The sequence below is a fragment of the Serratia sp. 22264 genome (assembly GCF_052045345.1).
GTDB lineage: Bacteria > Pseudomonadota > Gammaproteobacteria > Enterobacterales > Enterobacteriaceae > Serratia > Serratia plymuthica.
Genome location: NZ_JBQEOY010000010.1, coordinates 1 through 20,380, shown reverse-complemented (window position 1 = coordinate 20,380; position 20,380 = coordinate 1). Strand labels below are relative to the sequence as shown.

Genomic DNA, 20,380 nt, shown 5'->3' with positions numbered 1-20,380 from the left:
AGACGCCTTCTCTCTCAAAATACTTAGACTTGAAGCCAAAACGTCACCGGTCCATCATTCACCAGCGCCACTTGCATGTCGGCGGCGAACTCCCCGGTCTGTGTTTCTACGCCGCGTTCGCGGCACTGGCCAACAAAATATTGATACAACCGATCGGCCTCCTGCGGTACTGCACCACGTGAGAAACTCGGGCGCATGCCTTTTTGGGTATCGGCCACCAGCGTGAACTGCGAAACCACCAACAGGCTGCCTCCCGCCTGCTGGACATTGAGATTCATCTTGTCGTTCTCGTCGCCAAAGATGCGATACCCCAGCACGCGTTCACACAGGCGCACGGCTTTTTGCTCGTTATCGTCCTGCTCCACGCCCAATAACACTAACAAACCGGAGCCAATCTTGCCTACCGTCTCTCCCTTGACCGTGACGCTGGCGTTTAACACCCGTTGTATTAACGCAATCATAACTGCCCTTCTTGTGTCTGATCCTGTTGCTCCGTCTTTTTCCGGCGGTAGTCACGGTATTCCCCGAGGGTAACGGTGATTTCCGCGCCGAGTAACACGATACACCAGCTCCAGTAGACCCACAGGAATAAAATCGGGATCACCGCCAGCACGCCGTATATCAGCTGATAAGACGGGAACATGGTGATATACAGCGCAAAGCCCTTCTTACCGAGCTCAAACAATACCCCGGCCACCAGCGCGCCGATCAGCGCATCTTTGGGCGGCACACGCACCGTCGGCACGATGCAATACAGCAGCCAGAACGATACCCACGACAGAATTAACGGGAAAATTCGCAGTACCTGATCCACCAGGCTGTTCACACCGGTCTGCGCCAGCCAATTGAGCGACAGCAGATAGGAGCTGATAGCCATGCTGGCACCCACCAACAGCGGCCCCAGAGTCAGCACCATCCAATACACCGCAAACGAGAATACGATTGGCCGTTTGTTCTTGCTGCGCCAGATAGTATTCAGCACGCTGTCCACCGAGGAGATCAGCAGCAGCGCGGTGACAATCAGCCCGCAGGTACCGACAGCGGTCATTTTGTTGGAGTTGGCGACAAACTGCTCCAGATAACTTTGGATCACGTTGCCGGCGGCAGGCATGAAATTAGAGAAGATAAAGCTTTTCAACTGGACGCTGATGTCGGAAAACATCGGGAATGCGGCAAACAGTGCGAACACCACGGTAATCAGCGGCACCAGCGACAGCAGGGAAACATAGGCCAGATGGCCCGCCAGCATGGTCAGGCCATCGTTATCGACGCGTTGGAACAGCAGCCGCCCGAAGGTGACACTGGGTTTGATCGCAGAAGACAACTTTTTACGGCGGAAAAACGACATGGTCACTCCTTGATGTCAGTTTGTACGCCTTAAGCTTAACCCTTCGCGGTCATTGGGCAAAATAAGCAGGCACCACGTTACGGTCGGTCACGTGCACTGTTTTGATTCCCAGCGCCTGTGCGGCGGCGACGTTATCCGGATGATCGTCGAAGAACACTGCGGCTTCCGGCGGCGTATTTTCGGCGTTGAGTACGTGCAGATAGATGTTGGCGTCCGGTTTGCGCATACCGATGTCCTGAGACAGATACAGATGATCGGCGGCCTCGGCCACTTCCGGATAATGCTGCGGCCAATAGTTGCAGTGCAGACGATTGGTGTTCGACAACACCACCACCCGGTGACCTTCGCTGCGCAGGCGCTTCATGATATCGATCACCTCCGGACGCAGGGCGACAAACACCGCCTGCCAGCCGGTAGCGAACTGCTCAAAACTGAGGGCGATACCCATTTCATCACTTAGCCGTTCGGCAAAATCTTCGTCGCTGATTTCACCTCGCTCATGCTGCTGGAACAACTCACCCAGGGTGAAACGCTCAGACAATACCGCCAGCGGCGTGCCACTCAAATTGCTCCATACACCCAGTACACGTTTGAAATCGATATCGACAATCACATTACCTAAATCAAAGATATACAACATAGTCCTCTCCTGATGGGCCGGTGAGATTTCACTGTAGCGGGAAAAGGGGGGGCTGAACAGAGAGCCGACGGAAAAGCGCATAGCGCACGGCAGAAATGGGGAAAGGCAGAGGAAAAAACTCAGGGCGCAGAACGCGCCCTAAGCATAGAACACTCAATCAGCGATTAAGCGTCTTTAGGACCGCGGCTTGCACGCTTACGATCGTTTTCCGTCAGGTGACGTTTACGAATACGTACGGACGTTGGCGTTACTTCTACCAGTTCGTCATCATCGATGAATTCCAGAGCTTGCTCCAGAGACATCTTGATAGCCGGAACCAGAGTAGTGGCTTCGTCAGTACCGGAAGCACGCATGTTGGTCAGCTTCTTACCGGTCAGGCAGTTTACGGTCAGGTCGTTGGAACGTGAGTGAATGCCGATGATCTGGCCTTCATACACTTCCGCACCGTGACCCAGGAACAGCTTGCCGCGATCTTGCAGGCCGAACAGGGCGAACGCTACCGCTTTACCCTGGCCGTTGGAGATCAGCACGCCGTTCTGACGCTGGCCGATTTCGCCCTGGCGTACATCGTCGTAGTGGCTGAAGGTGGAGTACAGCAGACCGGTACCGGAAGTCATGGTCATGAACTCGGTACGGAAGCCGATCAGGCCACGCGCAGGGATCAGGTAATCCAGGCGAATACGACCTTTGCCGTCTGGGATCATGTCCTTAACGTCACCTTTGCGCTCACCCATGGCTTGCATGACTGAACCCTGGTGCTGTTCTTCGATATCCAGCGTCACGTTCTCGAACGGCTCTTGCATGCGGCCATCGATTTTACGGTTGATAACTTTAGGACGGGAAACCGCCAGCTCGAAACCTTCGCGACGCATGTTTTCGATCAGAACCGACAGGTGAAGTTCACCACGGCCCGATACGCGGAATGCGTCAGCATCTTCGGTTTCTTCAACGCGCAGTGCCACGTTGTGCACCAGCTCTTTGTTCAGACGGTCGAGGATCTGACGTGAAGTCACGTACTTGCCTTCTTTACCGCAGAACGGAGAGGTGTTGACGTTGAAGTACATGGTGACGGTAGGTTCATCAACAGACAGCGCCGGCAGCGCTTCAACAGCGTTGGTGTCGCAGATGGTGTCAGAGATGTTCAACTCGCCCAGACCGGTGATAGCGATGATGTCGCCAGCTTCAGCCACGGCAGCTTCGATACGTTCCAGACCCATGTGGGTCAGAACCTTAGCGACTTTACCGTTACGGGTTTTGCCTTCGCTATCAATGATAGTGATCTGCTGGTTAGGTTTAACCTTACCGCGCTTGATACGGCCGATACCGATAACGCCAACGTAGTTGTTGTAGTCCAGCTGAGAGATCTGCATCTGGAACGGCGCTTCGAGCTCAACCTGCGGCGCAGACACGTGGTCTACGATCGCCTGATACAGCGGGGTCATGTCTTCCGCCATCTCGTTGTGGTCGGTGCCCGCGATACCCATCAATGCAGAAGCATAGATGATTGGGAAGTCGAGCTGCTCATCGGTCGCGTCGAGGTTAACGAACAGGTCGAAGACCTGATCGACAACCCAGTCAGGACGTGCGCCCGGACGGTCAACCTTGTTGATTACCACGATCGGCTTCAGACCATTAGCGAAGGCTTTTTTGGTCACGAAGCGGGTTTGCGGCATTGGGCCATCCATTGCATCCACAACCAGCAGCACCGAGTCAACCATTGACATCACACGCTCAACCTCGCCGCCGAAGTCGGCGTGTCCTGGGGTATCCACGATGTTGATGCGGTAGTCTTTCCAATTAATGGCGGTGTTTTTTGCGAGGATGGTAATCCCACGCTCTTTCTCCAAATCGTTGGAGTCCATTACGCGTTCGGTGGCTTCTACACGCTCTCCGAAAGTACCGGATTGTTGCAGCAGCTTATCAACCAGGGTGGTTTTACCATGGTCAACGTGGGCAATAATGGCGATGTTACGCAAATTTTCGATCACAGCTTTGCCTCAGGCATTAGAAATAGCGCGCTATTGTACACGTATTAAGCGAGGTACTAAACAAGATCACAACAGTCTCTTATAAACAACTGTGTACAGGTCAGTTTGTGATCCCTTTCACGGTGCAAAAAGCAGCAGTTGGTGCACTTTTGCACCATTACAGTGCCCCACACTGCGTTATTTGCACCATATAGGTGCAATGCGTCACTGATGGTGCATACTGATTCTGTGCAAAACCCGCGCAGGAAGGCGATTAAAGCGCTTTTGCAAAGTTGGCACAGTTTTCGCTTTAGTCTATTCAAGGCAAAAACAGCCAGTTCCACAGATTCGTTCCACGACGACGACAATAATAAATCCGGGAGAGTTAAGTATGTCCGCTGAACACGTTTTGACGATGCTGAATGAGCATGAAGTGAAATTCGTAGACCTGCGTTTCACTGACACCAAGGGTAAAGAACAACACGTCACCATCCCTGCTCATCAGGTGAATGCCGACTTCTTCGAAGAAGGTAAGATGTTTGACGGCTCCTCGATCGGCGGCTGGAAAGGCATCAACGAATCTGACATGGTGCTGATGCCTGACGCCAGCACTGCGGTGCTGGATCCGTTCTTCGAAGAATCCACCCTGATTATTCGCTGCGACATTCTCGAGCCAGGCACCATGCAGGGCTACGACCGTGACCCGCGTTCCATCTCCAAGCGTGCAGAAGACTTCCTGCGCTCTTCCGGCATCGCGGATACCGTGCTGTTCGGGCCAGAGCCTGAGTTCTTCCTGTTCGACGATATTCGTTTCGGCAGCAGCATCCGTGGTTCCCACGTGGCTATCGACGATGTCGAAGGCGCATGGAACTCCGGCACCAAATACGATGGCGGCAACAAAGGCCACCGTCCGGCAGTAAAAGGCGGTTACTTCCCGGTTCCTCCGGTCGACTCTTCACAGGACATCCGTTCTACCATGTGTCTGACCATGGAAGAAATGGGTCTGGTGGTCGAAGCGCACCACCACGAAGTGGCAACCGCGGGTCAGAACGAAGTGGCAACCCGCTTCAACACCATGACCAAGAAAGCCGACGAAATCCAAATCTACAAATACGTGGTTCACAACGTGGCTCACGCATTTGGCAAAACCGCGACCTTCATGCCGAAACCTATGTTCGGTGATAACGGCTCAGGTATGCACTGCCACATGTCGCTGTCCAAGAACGGCACTAACCTGTTCGCTGGCGACAAATACGGCGGCCTGTCTGAAACTGCCCTGTTCTACATCGGCGGTATCATCAAGCACGCTAAAGCGATCAATGCCCTGGCCAACCCGACCACCAACTCTTACAAGCGTCTGGTCCCAGGCTACGAAGCGCCGGTCATGCTGGCTTACTCAGCCCGTAACCGCTCCGCTTCCATCCGTATCCCAGTGGTTGCCAGCCCGAAAGCGCGCCGTATCGAAGCCCGTTTCCCGGATCCAGCGGCTAACCCGTACCTGTGCTTCGCGGCTCTGCTGATGGCAGGCCTGGATGGCGTGATTAACAAAATCCACCCTGGCGATGCCATGGACAAAAACCTGTATGACCTGCCGCCGGAAGAAGAAGCTGAAATTCCAAAAGTTGCAGGCTCTCTGGACGAAGCGCTGGCTGCACTGAGCGAAGACCGCGAGTTCCTGACCCGTGGCGGCGTATTCACCGACGACGCAATCGACGCTTACATCGACCTGCGTAAAGAAGAAATGGACCGCGTTCGCATGACGCCGCACCCGGTTGAGTTCGAACTGTACTACAGCGTTTAAGCCTTTACCGCGCCATCTGCGGATGGCGCACCAAATTTTATTTGTCGTTTTTTTGTTGCCGTGGAAACTTTCAGCCCATCTTCGGATGGGTTTTTTTCTCCACCGTATTTTCTGCAACACTATTCCATACCGCTCGCATCACGGATGGAGTAGCATAGATGCACTAAAAAGGTGCAGGAGTCTGCTGTATGGCAACTGGCAAGCTGCCCGATGCTGGGCAGATCCTCAATTCTCTCATCAACAGCATCCTGCTGTTGGATGATGATCTGGCGGTTCATTACGCCAATCCGGCAGCACAACAACTGCTGGCGCAAAGTTCCCGTAAACTTTTCGGTACACCGTTACCCGAGCTGCTCGGCTATTTCTCGCTGAATGTCGATCTGATGCGCGAGAGCCTGCGAGCCGGCCAGGGCTTTACCGATAGTGAAGTGACCCTGGTGGTTGACGGCCGTGCGCATATCCTCTCCCTGACCGCTCAGGCGCTGCCTGAAGGCTATATCCTGGTCGAGCTGGCGCCAATGGATAACCAACGCCGTCTCAGCCAGGAACAATTGCAACACGCCCAGCAGGTGGCGGCCCGCGATCTGGTCCGCGGCCTGGCGCATGAAATCAAAAATCCGCTTGGCGGCCTGCGCGGCGCTGCACAGTTGCTGGCCAAGGCACTCCCCGATCCGGCGCTGACCGAATACACCAAAGTGATCATTGAACAGGCCGATCGCCTGCGCAACCTGGTCGATCGCCTTCTGGGGCCTCAGCGGCCCGGCCAGCACATTACCCAGAGCATTCATCAGGTGGCGGAACGGGTATGCCAACTGGTGTCGCTGGAGAAACCGGACAACGTGACGCTGGTGCGCGACTATGACCCCAGCCTGCCGGAAATGGCGCACGATCCGGATCAGATAGAACAGGTGCTGCTGAACATTACCCGCAATGCCCTGCAGGCTCTGGGCGCTGAAGGTGGCACTATCACACTGCGCACCCGCACCGCGTTCCAGATCACTCTGCACGGCACTCGCTACCGATTGGCGGCACGTATCGATATCGAAGATGACGGCCCCGGTGTTCCAGCGCAGTTGCAGGACACCCTGTTCTACCCGATGGTCAGCGGCCGCGAAGGCGGCACCGGCCTGGGTTTATCCATCGCCCGTAATCTTATCGATCAGCATTGCGGAAAAATTGAATTTAACAGTTGGCCAGGACATACCGAATTCTCGGTTTACCTGCCTATTCGCCAGTGAGGTTTTCTATGCAACGAGGGATAGTCTGGATCGTCGATGACGATAGCTCCATCCGCTGGGTGCTTGAACGCGCGCTCACTGGAGCGGGTGTGAGCTGCGCCACCTTCGACAGTGGCAATGCAGTGCTGGAAGCATTGGCCACGCAAACTCCCGACGTGTTGCTGTCTGACATCCGCATGCCGGGTATGGATGGTTTAGCGTTACTCAAGCAGATCAAACAGCGCCACCCTATGCTGCCGGTCATCATAATGACCGCGCACTCGGATCTGGACGCCGCCGTCAGCGCCTATCAGCAAGGGGCGTTCGATTACCTGCCCAAGCCGTTTGATATCGACGAAGCGGTGGCGCTGGTCGAACGCGCCATCAGCCATTATCAGGAACAACAGCAGCCGGCGCGTAGCCAGCCGGCCAACGATCCGGCGGCGGACATCATCGGCGAAGCGCCGGCGATGCAGGATGTGTTTCGCATCATCGGCCGCCTGTCGCGCTCGTCGATCAGCGTGCTGATCAACGGCGAATCGGGGACTGGCAAAGAGTTGGTGGCCCATGCCTTGCATCGCCACAGCCCGCGCGCCAAATCGCCTTTTATCGCGCTGAACATGGCTGCGATCCCCAAAGACCTGATCGAATCCGAACTGTTCGGCCACGAGAAAGGCGCGTTCACCGGCGCCAATCAGATCCGTCAGGGGCGTTTTGAACAGGCCGACGGCGGCACGCTGTTCCTGGACGAAATCGGCGATATGCCGCTGGACGTGCAGACGCGCTTGCTGCGCGTGCTGGCAGACGGTCAATTCTACCGGGTCGGCGGTTATGCGCCGGTGAAGGTAGACGTGCGTATCATCGCCGCCACGCACCAAAACCTGGAGCTGCGGGTACAGGAAGGCAAATTTCGCGAGGACTTGTTCCACCGCCTGAACGTGATCCGCGTGCACTTGCCGCCACTGCGCGAGCGCCGTGAGGATATCCCACGCCTGGCACGTTACTTCCTGCAGGTAGCGGCAAAAGAGCTGGGCGTTGAAGCGAAGAATCTGCATCCGGAAACCGAAACCGCGCTGACCCGCCTGCCATGGCCAGGGAATGTGCGTCAGTTGGAAAATACCTGTCGCTGGTTAACCGTGATGGCCGCCGGACAGGAAGTGTTAATTCAGGATCTGCCGAGCGAGCTGTTTGAAACCTCCGTACCGGAAGCCGCCGGCCACAGCCTGCCGGACAGCTGGGCTACGCTGCTGGCGCAGTGGGCCGATCGCGCCCTGCGTTCCGGTCATCAAAACCTGTTGTCGGAAGCACAACCTGAGATGGAGCGTACGCTGCTCACGACCGCGCTGCGTCACACCCAGGGGCATAAGCAAGAAGCCGCCCGGCTGCTGGGCTGGGGCCGCAATACCTTAACGCGGAAATTGAAAGAGTTGGGAATGGAATAGCTTGCGTAATTGATTATAAAAAACACAATCAAGCGCACAAAAAAACGGCTATTTCAGGCTTTACAGCCTGCATGGTCGCAGTATGATCGGGTCGCACACTCTGGAGGCTCAGGATGTTGGACTCATTCATCGTATTTATTTCCCAAGGCGCAGAGCTTGGCTCTTCCGCCAGCCACACGCCGCAGGCAGCCGTTGCTGCGGTGCTGTGCGCAGCACTGATTAATTTCTTCAGTTGAAAAAGCGGCCGCATCAGCGGCCGTTTTTTTATGCATCAAATCACCCGCGAGAACTGCTGAGTGCGCGCCTGCTGACGCAGATAGAGATCAAAGCACATGCAAATATTGCGGATCAGCAAACGGCCGCGCGGGGTTACGCGAATTCCCCGTTCATCACGCTCCACCAGCCCATCGCGTTCAAACGGCGCCAACAACTGCAGGTCTTCGGCAAAGTAAGCGGCGAAGTCGATGGCGAACTGCTGTTCTATCGCGCGATAACCCAATTGGAAATTGCAGATCAGCGTTTTAATCACTTCACGCCGCAGGCAATCGTCTTCCGTCATCGTCAAGCCACGCCACAGCGCATTGCCCTGCGCCTCAACGCTGCTGTAATAGGTCTTCAACTCTTTCTGGTTCTGCGCATAGCTGTCGCCTAACATGCTGATGGCGGAAACGCCCAACCCCAACAGATCGCTGTCGCCCTGAGTGGTGTAGCCCTGGAAGTTGCGGTGCAGCTTGCCTTCGCGCTGGGCTACCGCCAGCTCATCGTCCGGGCGAGCAAAGTGATCCATGCCGATAAACTGATAACCGGACTCGGTCAGGGAAGCGATGGTCTGTTGCAAGATATCCAGTTTCTGCTGCGCGCTTGGCAAGTCGGCGTCCTTGATCTTGCGCTGTGCGGCGAACAGACTCGGCAAATGCGCATAGTTGAACACGCTGAGGCGATCCGGGTTTAGCTCCGCCACCCGCTCCAGGGTGAAAGCAAAACTCTCCGGCGTCTGTTTTGGCAGCCCGTAAATAAGATCGATATTGGTGGAGTTAAACCCCAGCGCCTTGGCGCGGGCGATCAGGGCAAAGATAAATTCTTCATCCTGCTCACGATTAACCAGCCGCTGAACCTCTTTATTGAAGTCCTGCACCCCCATGCTCAGGCGGTTGAAACCTTCGCTGCGTAAATGATCGAGTACGTCCAGTTCAATTTCACGCGGATCAACCTCGATCGACATTTCCGCATCGGGCAAGAAATCAAAGTGTTGCCGCAGCATCGCCGTCAGTCTGCTGATTTGCGACTTACTTAGGTAGGTGGGCGTACCGCCGCCCCAGTGCATCTGGCCAACCTTGCGCCCGGCAAACAGCGGAGCGCGCTCGGCGATTTCACGCGCCAGTACCGCCAGGTACTCATCAGCCTTGTGGGTCTGACGCGTCACCAGCTTGTTGCAGCCGCAGAAATAACAGAGTTTATGGCAGAACGGAATATGTACGTACAGTGACAACGGACGTTCAGGATAACGCGCCGCGGCGCTTTGAAACGCCGCTTCGTCGTAGCCCTGGTTAAACTCCAGCGCCGTGGGGTATGAGGTGTAACGCGGCCCTGAATAGTTATATTTCTGGATCAGGGCCAGATCCCAGACGATTGCCTGCTCTGACATGCTCACTCCTTCCGATATTTTTTCCTACCGGGCCGGGAAATGGGCAGTTGTCTACGCTGTCTGGCCGCGGAAGCGCTGCGAAAACGCGTTTTGCGTTTAGACAGCCGCCATAGTTTACCGAATAACCACAGCAGATAACACATCAAGAGTAGGGCTATTGCCAGGATCGGCCACATGGCACGTTAAAATACGTCTTTCGGGTTACCGCTTTTCAGCAGTTTCAGGATGTCTTCCTGCTTTTCTTCTTTTTCATCGTCTTCGTCGTCGCCCAGCTCAATGCCCAATTGCTCCATCAGCGCATCGATGCGATCCAGCGTCTGGTCAACGTAAGCCTGGTCTTCGGCGTTCAGCGTCGCACCGTCGTCGATACGATCCAGCAATGCATCCAAACGCTCGTCATTTTCCAGCTTCGCCAGCTCTTCTTCCGGCGACAGGCGCGGTTTGGCTGCGGCCTTCGGCTTAGGCTGCGGTTTGGCTTTTGGTTTAGCTTCAGCCACCAGCGCTACCGGCACTTTGCTGCCAATACGCGGATCTTTGACCTGCGCTTCGGCCTTGTTTTTCTGATTAGCGGACTCAACCTGAGTGCGAGAACCGGAAGCGAGACCACGGCGTTTTTTCAGGCGCTTGCGCTCACGGGCTTCCTGATCGAGCTCCACACGGCTTTTCTTTTTCGATTTCGACGTCGCCGCGCTACTGCGTGGGGCGCGAGGTGCTTTTGATGGTTGGTTCATGGCGTACGCTCTTAGGTATGTAGATTCAGTATAGAGATGCTATACGATTGCGGCGGAATCTAGCAGAAAGCGGACAAAGAAAAAAGGCGGCAGGTTAAACCTGCCGCCTATTTCTCACCCTCTTTCGAAGGATATTCCTGCCACGCGTTCCGTGCGCACACTCAACATCCTGGTTTTTCCCTCTGCTATAAACGCATTCCCTGCTACTACGTCCTTCATCCTGAAAGGGAAATCGTCCATGGCGCAATCCGTTCGCATCCGCTCTCCCTGAGCGCGCTTCCTGCGGGCATCCAGATTGCAATAACTTCACCATCCTTATGCTGTTCACACATTCAGGTGCAAACAAGGCGTTCCTGCTGGGGTCATCCTGTCACTCATTGCACTTCCCGTGCGCTCCCTGAGATTTGTCACCCTTCCCGGATGTTCCTTACTCCTGCACAGCCTTGTGCTGCGATCTACTTTACGCGATCAAAGGTGACGCTCAAGGTATCTGCCGTGGAATGCCAACCCTCAATAACACAGAAAAATGTTAACTTTTTGTTTTTTAATAAAAAGAACAAAAATCACTTTCGAATAAAGCGACATTGCCCACTATTCGAATGGCAAATGTCTCACACACTCAATGCGGCGTGACTGCCACGCCCTGCTGGCCCGGCGCTTAAAAACAGAGAAACACACCATTTTTGCCGCTGATGCAGTTATAATCGCCAACCAGTTAGCCATCCTCGCGGAGACGAAAAATTTTGACCAGCAAGAATTACAATTATCATGTGACCCATTTCGTCACCAGTGCGCCCGATATTCGCCATCTGCCGGGGGATGAAGGTATTGAAGTTGCGTTCGCCGGTCGTTCCAATGCCGGTAAATCCAGCGCGTTAAATACCCTGACCAATCAGAAAAGCCTGGCACGTACCAGTAAAACGCCGGGCCGTACCCAGCTCATCAACCTGTTTGAAGTGGAAGAAGGCATTCGCCTGGTCGACCTTCCGGGTTATGGCTACGCCGAAGTTCCCGAAGAGATGAAACGCAAGTGGCAGCGGGCGCTGGGTGAATACCTGCAGATGCGCAACTGCCTGAAAGGCTTGGTGGTGCTGATGGATATCCGCCACCCGCTGAAAGATCTCGACCAGCAGATGATTCAATGGGCGGTGGATGTCGGCACGCCGGTGCTGGTTCTACTGACCAAAGCGGACAAACTGGCCTCCGGTGCGCGTAAAGCGCAGCTCAATATGGTGCGTGAAGCGGTAGTGCCGTTTATGGGCGATATCCAGGTAGAAGCCTTCTCCTCACCGAAAAAAATCGGTGTCGACAAGCTGAGCCAGAAGCTGAATACCTGGTTTAACGAGATCCCGCCGGAAGTTCTGCCGGAAGACGACGCCGCCGGCGAGTAATCTGCCGCAGGTGCCGAGATAACCGATGTGGAAACACATCGGTTTTTTTATGCCTAATTTTCAAAGCCTTTGGCGTTTTCGTTATCTAATTACAGTTTTGACAAAAAACCATCATAAATTCTTATGATGACTTATTGGCAACGACAGAGTTCGCGGGCAATGACAGAGAAGCGTCAGGCAGAAAAATGCGGGGATGAATAAGAAAAAACTATGATTTGGCGTTGTTTTTACAATAAAAAACGCCCCAGTCAATACTGACTGGGGCGGCTAAATATTCAGCCAAATCCGATTACGTGAAGTAAAAGGTCTGAAAGATAGAACATCTTACCTCTGTACCCTACGCCTGTAACTCTACATGATTTTTTCGCAGTGCAAAAGAATTTTTTGTAGTTTACTTACACAACTTAGCGCGTAATAACGGCGAGGTTGGGGAAACAATCGCCGTATCTTGTAGCTAAATTACGAAAAGTGCTTAGGTTATCACCAGTTAGCTCATCAGCGATGATGATTAACGGGTAAGCGGCCGCATTATCAATGGGCTTCATCCCAGTTGGCACCCACGCCGACGTCCACTTTCAGCGGTACCGCCAACGTCATGCTGTTTTCCATCAACTCGCGGATGCGCTGGCTGGACGCTTCAATCACTGACTCATGTATCTCGAACACCAGTTCATCGTGCACCTGCATGATCATGCGCACCAATGGCTCATCCTGACCTTGCAACCAGGCGTCCACCTCAATCATCGCGCGCTTGATGATATCGGCTGCCGTCCCCTGCATCGGGGCGTTAATCGCCGCACGTTCGGCGGCCTTGCGACGCATGCCATTACTGGAACTGACGTCCGGCAGATACAGGCGACGACCATCCAATGTGCTGACATAACCCTGTTCGGCAGCCTGTTGACGTGTGCGCTCCATATACTCCAGCACGCCCGGATAACGCTCGAAATAAAGATCCATATAGCGCTGCGCTTCGCCGCGCGGAATCCCCAACTGACGCGCCAGGCCGAATGCGCTCATGCCGTAAATCAGGCCAAAGTTGATCGCTTTGGCGCTGCGGCGCTGTTCGCCGGTCACCTTGTCCAACGGCACGCCAAACACTTCGGCTGCCGTAGCGCGGTGGATGTCTTTACCCTCGGCAAATGCCTTCAGCAGCCCCTCATCCTGCGACAGGTGGGCCATGATGCGCAGTTCAATCTGCGAATAGTCGGCCGCGACGATGCGGTAGCCTTCAGGGGCAATAAATGCCTGCCGGATGCGGCGTCCTTCGTCGTTACGCACCGGAATATTCTGCAGGTTAGGATCGCTGGAGGAGAGGCGTCCGGTTGCCGTCACCGCCTGATGGTAGGAGGTGTGCACCCGCCCGCTAAACGGGTTAATCATCAACGGCAGCTTATCGGTGTAGGTGGTTTTCAGCTTCGCCAACCCACGGTATTCCAGAATCACCTTCGGCAACGGATAATCCAGCGCCAGCTCGGCCAACACTTCTTCGTTGGTCGATGGTGCGCCACCAGGCGTTTTCTTCAGGACCGGCAGCTTTTGCTTTTCATACAGGATCGCCTGCAGTTGTTTGGTCGACGCCAGATTGAACGGCTCTTCCGCCAGTTCGTGCGCCTGAATTTCCAGCTCGGCCAGTCGCTTGGTCAACTCGATCGAGTGGGTGGCCAAAATACTTTGGTCAATCAGCACCCCGGTGCGCTCGATATGCGACAGAACCGGCACCAGCGGCATTTCAATCTCATTGAACACCGTCAACAGCTCGGCGCTTTCTTTCAACTGCGGCCACATCGCCAAATGCAACTGCAGAGTGACATCGGCATCTTCGGCCGCGTAAGGCGCCGCCTGCTCCAGCGCAATCTGGTTGAAGGTGAGCTGCTTTTTGCCCTTACCTGCGATCTCTTCAAAGGTAACGGTTTTATGGCCGAGATAGCGATCGGACAAACTGTCCATGTCGTGGCGACCGCCCACGCTGTCCAACACATAGGATTCCAGCATGGTGTCGAAGGCAATGCCGCGCAGGGTGATGTCGTAACGCGCCAACAAACCCATATCAAACTTCAGGTTCTGACCGACCTTCAGCGCTTTCTCGTCTTCCAGCAACGGTTTCAGCGTTTCCAGCACATAAGCGCGATCCAACTGCGCCGGCGCATCGAGATAGTCATGCGCCACCGGCAAATAAGCGGCTTCGCCCGGCGCAACGGCAAAGGACAGGCCGATCAGGTTGGCGGTCAGGGTATCCAGACCGTCGGTTTCGGTATCGAAGGCAAATACTTCGGCTTTTTTCAGCTTTTTGAGCCAATCAGCGAAAGTCTTCTCATCCAATATGGTGACGTAACCTTCTTGCGACAGCGTCGCTTCCGCAGCCACTTTTGGGGTGTCTGCCACTACGCCGGCAGGTTTCGACGCACTGACCGCCTTCGCGCCGGAGCCTTTTTTGCCTTCCAGCCAAATGCCGGCTTCAACATCCGCCAGCCAACGTTTGAATTCGTACTGTTTGAACAACTGTTGCAGCGCGTCAACGTCCAGCGGAGAGACTTCGAGTTCTGCGCAGGAAAGATCCAGCTCGACATCGGTTTTAATCGTCGCCAGCTTATAGGAGAGGTACGCTACCTCTTTATTCTGTTCCAGCTTGGCTGCCATGGTCTTGGCGCCACGGAAGTTGAGCGTGGCGATGTTGTCCAGGTTGGCATAGAGTGCATCCAGCCCACCAAGCCCCTGTAACAGCGCCTGCGCGGTTTTCTCACCCACACCTGGCACACCTGGGATGTTATCCGAGGAGTCGCCCATCAGCGCCAGGAAGTCGATAATCAGCGCCGGCGGAATGCCGTACTTATCGCACACTTCTTGCGGACCAAGAATGGTGTTATTCATGGTGTTGATCAGCGTCACGTTCGGTGTGACCAACTGCGCCATATCTTTATCGCCCGTGCTGATCAACACCGCATGGCCGGCCTTTTCGGCTTCCAGAGCCAGCGTGCCGATAACGTCATCCGCTTCTACGCCAGGCGTGACCAAAAGCGGAAGGCCCATGGCCTTGACCATTTTGTGCAGTGGCTCGATTTGAGCGCGCAGATCGTCCGGCATCGGTGGCCGATGTGATTTGTACTCTGCGAACAGCTCATCGCGGAAGGTTTTTCCTTTGGCATCAAACACCACCGCAACATGGCTTGGCTGGTACTGCAACAGCAGGCTGCGCAGCATATTCAGTACGCCGTACATTGCTCCGGTCGGTTCGCCCGCGGAATTGGTCAGCGGAGGGAAGGCGTGATAAGCACGGTAGAGGTAAGAGGAACCGTCAACCAGGATTAATGGGTTTTCTGCAATCTGGGCCATAGCGTTTCTTTATCGTGATCGGACATAGCGGTAAGCATGCCATAGCTGGCCGCCTGAGACGAACCTTAGCGTGCATTACGGATGAAAATGATGTGATTATGCGAAGCGATCCGCAAGATCCTACCTGTGGATAACTTTGTGCATAGAAAAGACAACAGATTATAACGATGCATTTATCGTTATAATTGAAAATAAAATTCCTATTGAAATCACCGTGTTAAATGGTGTTATTTTGAAGAAAGGTATTTATCGACTTTTACACAATTTGTGGATATAACTTGCGCTCGATTTTAATCGCACTATTAATCAAATTTGGCAACTCAATTACCCTAGCACAAGATGAGCAAGTTGCACGAAAACGCAGCAAATGATTATTTATTCATCTATAAAAACTGTTGCTGTTAGTGAGCGCTTTCCCCCCATAATTTCTGTTAAAATATTTTTTTGTTCATGCATATCGGCATGTAACGCTGTTCCCACCGACCATCAGCCCATAATCATGCTTAGACTGCTATCCCCTGTTATTTTTATATTTTCGGCACTGCTCGCCATTTTGGTGACCATGCTGTGTTCGATCCCCATCACATTGGCCGGTATCGTTAAGCTATTGATCCCCTATCCTGTCATCTGGCGACAGACCTCCGCCTTTGCCGATTTTATGATGTGGTGCTGGTGTCAGGGATTGTCGCTGTTATTGCGCATTAACTGGCAGCTACGTTGGGATATTGAGGGGCTGGAAGGGCTGGACCGTAAAAACTGGTATCTGCTTATCAGCAATCACGAAAGCTGGTCGGATATTGTCGTGCTGTGCGTGCTGCTCCGTAACCATATTCCCATGAATAAATACTTTCTCAAGCAACAGTTAGCCTGGGTGCCTTTTGTCGGCCTCGCCTGTTGGGCACTGGATATGCCATTTATGAAACGCTATTCGCGCGCCTATTTGCTCAAGCACCCGGAAAAACGCGGCAGGGATATCGAAGCCACACGCCGCTCCTGCGAGAAATTCCGAAAACGTCCGACCACTATCGTCAATTTTGTGGAGGGTTCCCGCTTTACTGAAGCCAAGAAAATTAAAACCCGCTCCCCCTATCGCAATTTACTGGCCCCAAAGGCCGCCGGTATTGCTTTTACGCTCAGTGCATTAGGCAAGCAGTTCGATAAAGTGTTAAATGTCACCCTGCTTTATCCGGAGAATAGCGAACGGCCTTTTAGGGATATGCTGTGCGGCCGATTAAAGCGCATTGTGGTAAGAATCGAGCTGCTGCCGATCGATGAAACCCTGCATGGCGATTACTTTAACGACAAGCTCTTTAAACGGCGTTTCCAACTGTGGCTGAATACGCTATGGCAGGAAAAAGACAGGCTGTTGGATAAGTTAAAGCGGCAATACAGTTAAAAAAAACGCCGGCTCAGCCGGCGTTCTTCACTTTCAATCTCAGTTATTTCTGCTGGCTGAGGAATTTAACCACGTCGGCGAATTGCTTCACGTAAGCATCCATCGAGCTGGTGTCCAGGCCATCATTTTTAACCATAAACTTACCGTTCACAAATACTGCCGGAACACCGCGCAGCTGCAGATCTTCCGCAGCTTTCTCCTGTTGAACCACCAGGGATTTCACCACAAAGCTGTTCCAGGCCGCATCGTAGTCTTCCGCACTCACGCCGGCTTTGACAAACACGTTACGGATATCATCAGGGGTTTGCACGGTCTGAGTTTTTTGTACGGCTTCAAACATCAGCGGGCTCACTTTATCTTCCACACCCAGCGCCATCGCAACCGCCCAGGCCTGAGTCAGCTGTTTACCCAGCGGCCCCAGAAACTCAACGTGGTATTTGGTCATTTTGGTGCCTGCAGGCAGCGCTTTTTTCACGTTCTCGGAAACGTGGTAAACCTGCTCGAACTGATAGCAGTGCGGGCAATAGAAGGAAAAGAACTCCAGCACCTGAGGTTCACCGGTCACCGGTTTGTCCAGGGTTACATACTGAGAACCATCGCTAAACTGCGCAGCCGAGGCACTGAATGCCATTACCATGCCAACGAGCGCCAACCATATTTTCTTCATAAGACTAAACTCTCCATTGTGTTAAAGCTTCAATACATTGGCATCAGCTGCAGAGGAGGTTCCTGCAACAGCTTAACCTGTTCAGTGAATGCCGCGGTCTGAGATAACCAGAAATCAGACTCCGCCATCCACGGAAAACTTTTAGGAAATGCGGGATCCTGCCAACGGCGAGCTACCCATGCCAGGTAGTACACCATTCGCATGGCACGCAAAGGTTCGATCAACGCCAACTCACTCTGATCAAACTCGGCAAACTCTGAGTAAGCCTCCAGCAAAACATCCAGCTGCATCAGGCGATCACGGCGCTCACCGTGCAACAGCATCCACAGATCCTGTACCGCCGGCCCATTGCGCGCATCGTCAAGATCAACAAACAGTGGGCCATCACGCCACAGGATATTGCCCGGGTGACAGTCACCGTGCAAACGCCGCGGCTGCCAGTCCAGATGCCAATGGTGTTTTATCGCCTCAATCAGAGCGTCCGTCGCAGTCAGGAAGCTGTCGCGCTGTGCCTTGGGCAACAGTTTGCAGCCAGCCAGCACTTCACGCGGCGCGGTGAGATATTCTTCAATCCCCATTGTAGGACGCTCCGCAAACAGGCTTTCACTGCCCACCTGATGAATACGCCCCAGGAAACGGCCAACCCACTCCAGTTGATCGAGGTTGTCTATCTCATACTGACGCCCGCCAACGCTGGGAAATACGGTAAAAAAGAAACCGCTGTGCGTATGTAGCGTATTGCCCTGTAGAGCCAGCGGCGCAACTGCAGGGATCTCCGCCTGAGCAAGATCCCCGGCGAACTGGTGTTCTTCAATAATTTGCGCCGCATTCCAACGTTCGGGCCGGTAAAACTTCACCACGTAGCGCTTACGATCTTCGTCCATAAACTGATAAACGCGGTTTTCATAGCTGTTCAGCGCCGTTAGCCCGGAATCTACACGCAGGCCAACCCCTTCCAGCGCGTCCATAATCAGGTCGGGCGACAGGGTTTGAAAATTAAAAGCGGAGTTGTTCATAACAACATTCAGTTTCATTGGGTGACAGCACTGTGCCGGGAATGAGAAATAGTAGCATTAATGACAAATTTCACGAGCACTGGTTCACCGTACCGCACAAATGCTAATCCTTTATAACGCCACGGGCGCGCAGCAAGGCCGTTTTAAAGTCTTCTTCGTAATCCTTTTTCAGCCCTGGGATCTGTTCCGTGCCGGCGCTGCCGCGCATTTTCAGATGGTAGATAAGAATATCATCACTCAGTTCAGCCAAATCCCCCTGAAAACCGGCTTCTTGCGCCAGCTTTTGCAAAAACTGAATCAGGTTGAGATCAGGATCTTCCTGCCAGGCCGGGTGTAACAGCTCAATCAGCTCGTTTACGCGGTGCGTTTTCATCGCAATACCGTCCAATAGAATGAATAAGCACACAAAGTAACAGGCTTACCAACGCAGTGAAAGAAGCAGCTTGTCAATAAAGGTAAATCCTGATGCCGCACCGGCTTTAGCGCTACAATCAGGACGTTAGCCACAATGCAGGATGAGAAATATGCACGAGGACATTACCGGCATTATTCTGGCCGGGGGACGCGCCACGCGAATGGGTGGGGAAGATAAAGGCTTGGTTCAGGTTGCCGGAATACCGATGTATCAGTACGTGCTTGCCCGATTACAACCGCAGGTAGGCTCGATTGCCATCAGCGCCAACCGCAATCAGGCCCGTTATCAGGAAAGCGGCCTGCCGACGATCGGCGATCTGACCACTGACTTTTCCGGTCCTCTGGCCGGTATATTGGCCGGGCTGAAATACGCCGCCACTGAATGGGTGGTATTTGTTCCCTGCGATGTGCCCGATTTTCCCACCACGTTGGTCGAACAACTCTGGCAGCAAAAAGGCCCGGCTCTGGCCGCCTATGCCAGCGATGGGGAGCGGGCACATCCAACGCTGGCACTGTTGCACACCAGCTTGGTGCCCCAGTTAGCAGGCTATCTGGCTAGAGGGGATCGCAAGCTAATGCTGTTTCTGGACGCAGCAGGCGCGCGCCAGGTAACGTTCATTGGTCAGCAAGCCGCATTCCACAACCTTAATACGCGAGAAGACTGCCTGCGCTGGCAGCAGGAAAAAGGATTCCCTCATGAATAACCCCCCCCCTCCTTTGCTGGGCATTGCTGCCTATAGCGGTACAGGTAAAACTACCCTGCTTAAGCAGCTAATACCGTTATTGAGACAGCGGGAAATCCGCGTAGGACTGATTAAACATACGCATCATGATATGGATGTAGATACGCCAGGCAAAGACAGTTATGAATTACGTAAAGCAGGCGCCGATCAAACATTGGTCGCCAGCGATCGTCGCTGGGCACTAATGACAGAAACACCGGAGCAATTACCGCTTGATCTGCACTATCTGGCCAGCCGATTTGATCGTGACAAGGTAGATGTAATTTTAGTGGAAGGGTTTAAACACGAGCCGGTGAGTAAGATCATTCTGTATCGTGAAGATATAGGCAGGCCGCTGGAGGATATGCTGGATAAGTTTGTCATTGCCGTAGCCAGCGATCGGCCTGTTACAGGGGTTAAATCCCTGGATATTAACCAGCCAGAGGCAATAGCTGAGTTCATCGTCGAGTGGCTGAAAGGCGCAGCGTAGCTGCGCCCGGAGTTTCCTGGCCCAAAAGCAAAAAGCCCCATGCTTTCGCATAGGGCTTGTTGCTTTATTTGATGCCTGGCAGTGTCCTACTCTCGCATGGGGAGACCCCACACTACCATCGGCGCTACGGCGTTTCACTTCTGAGTTCGGCATGGGGTCA

Annotated in this window: 19 protein-coding genes and 1 rRNA gene; 8 read left to right on the top strand and 12 right to left on the bottom strand. The window is 53.8% G+C overall.

Annotation, left to right across the window (positions count from 1 at the left end; translation table 11 throughout):
* Positions 1-23: 23 nt before the first annotated feature.
* The 4 genes from dtd to typA all read right to left on the bottom strand — a co-directional run bounded on the left by dtd (position 24) and on the right by typA (position 3,976).
* Positions 24-461: a D-aminoacyl-tRNA deacylase gene (gene dtd, locus ACTJJ1_RS23740; RefSeq protein ID WP_440835589.1), complete on the bottom strand. Its 438-nt coding sequence runs from the start codon at positions 459-461 to the stop codon at positions 24-26.
* Positions 458-1,348: a virulence factor BrkB family protein gene (locus ACTJJ1_RS23735; protein WP_409443914.1), complete on the bottom strand. Its 891-nt coding sequence runs from the start codon at positions 1,346-1,348 to the stop codon at positions 458-460. Before ACTJJ1_RS23735 ends, dtd begins: the two co-directional genes overlap by 4 nt.
* Positions 1,349-1,397: 49 nt before the next feature.
* Positions 1,398-1,988 carry a glucose-1-phosphatase gene (gene yihX, locus ACTJJ1_RS23730; protein ID WP_004953418.1) on the bottom strand — a complete coding sequence of 197 codons (591 nt, stop codon included), beginning with the start codon at positions 1,986-1,988 and terminating at the stop codon, positions 1,398-1,400.
* Between the two features lie 164 nt (positions 1,989-2,152).
* The gene (gene typA, locus ACTJJ1_RS23725; RefSeq protein ID WP_006328953.1) at positions 2,153-3,976 is read right to left on the bottom strand and encodes a ribosome-dependent GTPase TypA; all 1,824 of its coding nucleotides are present in this window, start codon (positions 3,974-3,976) and stop codon (positions 2,153-2,155) included.
* Positions 3,977-4,346: 370 nt separating this feature from the next.
* On the opposite strand from typA, the gene glnA reads away from it, so the two are divergent.
* From glnA to ACTJJ1_RS23705, 4 genes are all read left to right on the top strand, one after another.
* Complete coding sequence (glnA, locus tag ACTJJ1_RS23720; RefSeq protein WP_004953429.1) at positions 4,347-5,756, top strand: glutamate--ammonia ligase; 1,410 nt, start codon at positions 4,347-4,349, stop codon at positions 5,754-5,756.
* 188 nt (positions 5,757-5,944) lie between these two features.
* Positions 5,945-6,994: a nitrogen regulation protein NR(II) gene (glnL, locus tag ACTJJ1_RS23715; RefSeq protein ID WP_004953431.1), complete on the top strand. Its 1,050-nt coding sequence runs from the start codon at positions 5,945-5,947 to the stop codon at positions 6,992-6,994.
* Positions 6,995-7,002: 8 nt separating this feature from the next.
* Positions 7,003-8,415: a nitrogen regulation protein NR(I) gene (gene glnG, locus ACTJJ1_RS23710; protein ID WP_004953434.1), complete on the top strand. Its 1,413-nt coding sequence runs from the start codon at positions 7,003-7,005 to the stop codon at positions 8,413-8,415.
* Between the two features lie 113 nt (positions 8,416-8,528).
* Positions 8,529-8,651, top strand: a complete 123-nt coding sequence (locus ACTJJ1_RS23705) for a YshB family small membrane protein (RefSeq protein WP_006320185.1) — start codon at positions 8,529-8,531, stop codon at positions 8,649-8,651.
* A gap of 35 nt (positions 8,652-8,686) precedes the next feature.
* Here the strand turns inward: ACTJJ1_RS23705 and hemN are convergent, their stop codons facing one another.
* Together hemN and yihI are read right to left on the bottom strand one after the other, a co-directional pair.
* Entirely contained in the window at positions 8,687-10,060 is a 1,374-nt protein-coding gene (gene hemN, locus ACTJJ1_RS23700; protein WP_004953436.1) for an oxygen-independent coproporphyrinogen III oxidase, read from the bottom strand.
* Between the two features lie 182 nt (positions 10,061-10,242).
* Positions 10,243-10,791 (bottom strand): Der GTPase-activating protein YihI, encoded by a 549-nt coding sequence (yihI, locus tag ACTJJ1_RS23695; RefSeq protein WP_020440002.1) that lies wholly within the window; start codon positions 10,789-10,791, stop codon positions 10,243-10,245.
* A 743-nt stretch (positions 10,792-11,534) separates the two neighbouring features.
* Between yihI and yihA the strand changes: the two genes are divergently transcribed.
* The gene (yihA, locus tag ACTJJ1_RS23690; RefSeq protein WP_004953443.1) at positions 11,535-12,182 is read left to right on the top strand and encodes a ribosome biogenesis GTP-binding protein YihA/YsxC; all 648 of its coding nucleotides are present in this window, start codon (positions 11,535-11,537) and stop codon (positions 12,180-12,182) included.
* Positions 12,183-12,457: 275 nt separating this feature from the next.
* Here the strand turns inward: yihA and ACTJJ1_RS23685 are convergent, their stop codons facing one another.
* On the bottom strand, positions 12,458-12,505 hold the full coding sequence (locus tag ACTJJ1_RS23685) for a spot 42 RNA, inhibition of DNA synthesis (protein ID WP_071892919.1): 48 nt from the start codon (positions 12,503-12,505) through the stop codon (positions 12,458-12,460).
* A 208-nt stretch (positions 12,506-12,713) separates the two neighbouring features.
* Positions 12,714-15,515 (bottom strand): DNA polymerase I, encoded by a 2,802-nt coding sequence (gene polA, locus ACTJJ1_RS23680; RefSeq protein ID WP_440835583.1) that lies wholly within the window; start codon positions 15,513-15,515, stop codon positions 12,714-12,716.
* 499 nt (positions 15,516-16,014) lie between these two features.
* Between polA and ACTJJ1_RS23675 the strand changes: the two genes are divergently transcribed.
* The gene (locus ACTJJ1_RS23675; RefSeq protein ID WP_020440004.1) at positions 16,015-16,911 is read left to right on the top strand and encodes an acyltransferase; all 897 of its coding nucleotides are present in this window, start codon (positions 16,015-16,017) and stop codon (positions 16,909-16,911) included.
* A 43-nt stretch (positions 16,912-16,954) separates the two neighbouring features.
* Here ACTJJ1_RS23675 and dsbA read toward each other — a convergent pair whose 3' ends face one another.
* The 3 genes from dsbA to ACTJJ1_RS23660 all read right to left on the bottom strand — a co-directional run bounded on the left by dsbA (position 16,955) and on the right by ACTJJ1_RS23660 (position 18,967).
* Positions 16,955-17,578, bottom strand: a complete 624-nt coding sequence (gene dsbA / locus ACTJJ1_RS23670; protein WP_004953465.1) for a thiol:disulfide interchange protein DsbA — start codon at positions 17,576-17,578, stop codon at positions 16,955-16,957.
* Between the two features lie 29 nt (positions 17,579-17,607).
* A complete protein-coding gene (locus ACTJJ1_RS23665; protein ID WP_041417270.1) occupies positions 17,608-18,594 on the bottom strand; it encodes a serine/threonine protein kinase in 987 nt (328 codons plus the stop codon).
* Positions 18,595-18,697: 103 nt separating this feature from the next.
* Positions 18,698-18,967, bottom strand: a complete 270-nt coding sequence (locus tag ACTJJ1_RS23660; protein ID WP_004953469.1) for a YihD family protein — start codon at positions 18,965-18,967, stop codon at positions 18,698-18,700.
* A 151-nt stretch (positions 18,968-19,118) separates the two neighbouring features.
* On the opposite strand from ACTJJ1_RS23660, the gene mobA reads away from it, so the two are divergent.
* Both mobA and mobB read left to right on the top strand, forming a co-directional pair.
* A complete protein-coding gene (gene mobA / locus ACTJJ1_RS23655; RefSeq protein WP_440835580.1) occupies positions 19,119-19,712 on the top strand; it encodes a molybdenum cofactor guanylyltransferase MobA in 594 nt (197 codons plus the stop codon).
* Positions 19,705-20,220 carry a molybdopterin-guanine dinucleotide biosynthesis protein MobB gene (mobB, locus tag ACTJJ1_RS23650; protein ID WP_440835578.1) on the top strand — a complete coding sequence of 172 codons (516 nt, stop codon included), beginning with the start codon at positions 19,705-19,707 and terminating at the stop codon, positions 20,218-20,220. Before mobA ends, mobB begins: the two co-directional genes overlap by 8 nt.
* Positions 20,221-20,293: 73 nt before the next feature.
* On the opposite strand, the gene rrf is transcribed toward mobB, so the two are convergent.
* Positions 20,294-20,380, bottom strand: a 5S ribosomal RNA gene (rrf, locus tag ACTJJ1_RS23645); the annotation flags it as partial.

Excerpts from the sequence above, each read along its gene's own strand:
- dsbA (WP_004953465.1), bottom strand. The coding sequence starts at position 17,578 with ATGAAGAAAATATGGTTGGCGCTCGTTGGCATGGTAATGGCATTCAGT.
- dtd (WP_440835589.1), bottom strand. The coding sequence starts at position 461 with ATGATTGCGTTAATACAACGGGTGTTAAACGCCAGCGTCACGGTCAAG.
- ACTJJ1_RS23660 (WP_004953469.1), bottom strand. The coding sequence starts at position 18,967 with ATGAAAACGCACCGCGTAAACGAGCTGATTGAGCTGTTACACCCGGCC.
- glnL (WP_004953431.1), top strand. The coding sequence starts at position 5,945 with ATGGCAACTGGCAAGCTGCCCGATGCTGGGCAGATCCTCAATTCTCTC.
- ACTJJ1_RS23665 (WP_041417270.1), bottom strand. The coding sequence starts at position 18,594 with ATGAACAACTCCGCTTTTAATTTTCAAACCCTGTCGCCCGACCTGATT.
- ACTJJ1_RS23705 (WP_006320185.1), top strand. The coding sequence starts at position 8,529 with ATGTTGGACTCATTCATCGTATTTATTTCCCAAGGCGCAGAGCTTGGC.
- yihX (WP_004953418.1), bottom strand. The coding sequence starts at position 1,988 with ATGTTGTATATCTTTGATTTAGGTAATGTGATTGTCGATATCGATTTC.
- ACTJJ1_RS23735 (WP_409443914.1), bottom strand. The coding sequence starts at position 1,348 with ATGTCGTTTTTCCGCCGTAAAAAGTTGTCTTCTGCGATCAAACCCAGT.
- mobA (WP_440835580.1), top strand. The coding sequence starts at position 19,119 with ATGCACGAGGACATTACCGGCATTATTCTGGCCGGGGGACGCGCCACG.
- glnA (WP_004953429.1), top strand. The coding sequence starts at position 4,347 with ATGTCCGCTGAACACGTTTTGACGATGCTGAATGAGCATGAAGTGAAA.
- yihI (WP_020440002.1), bottom strand. The coding sequence starts at position 10,791 with ATGAACCAACCATCAAAAGCACCTCGCGCCCCACGCAGTAGCGCGGCG.
- glnG (WP_004953434.1), top strand. The coding sequence starts at position 7,003 with ATGCAACGAGGGATAGTCTGGATCGTCGATGACGATAGCTCCATCCGC.
- hemN (WP_004953436.1), bottom strand. The coding sequence starts at position 10,060 with ATGTCAGAGCAGGCAATCGTCTGGGATCTGGCCCTGATCCAGAAATAT.
- polA (WP_440835583.1), bottom strand. The coding sequence starts at position 15,515 with ATGGCCCAGATTGCAGAAAACCCATTAATCCTGGTTGACGGTTCCTCT.
- mobB (WP_440835578.1), top strand. The coding sequence starts at position 19,705 with ATGAATAACCCCCCCCCTCCTTTGCTGGGCATTGCTGCCTATAGCGGT.
- ACTJJ1_RS23675 (WP_020440004.1), top strand. The coding sequence starts at position 16,015 with ATGCTTAGACTGCTATCCCCTGTTATTTTTATATTTTCGGCACTGCTC.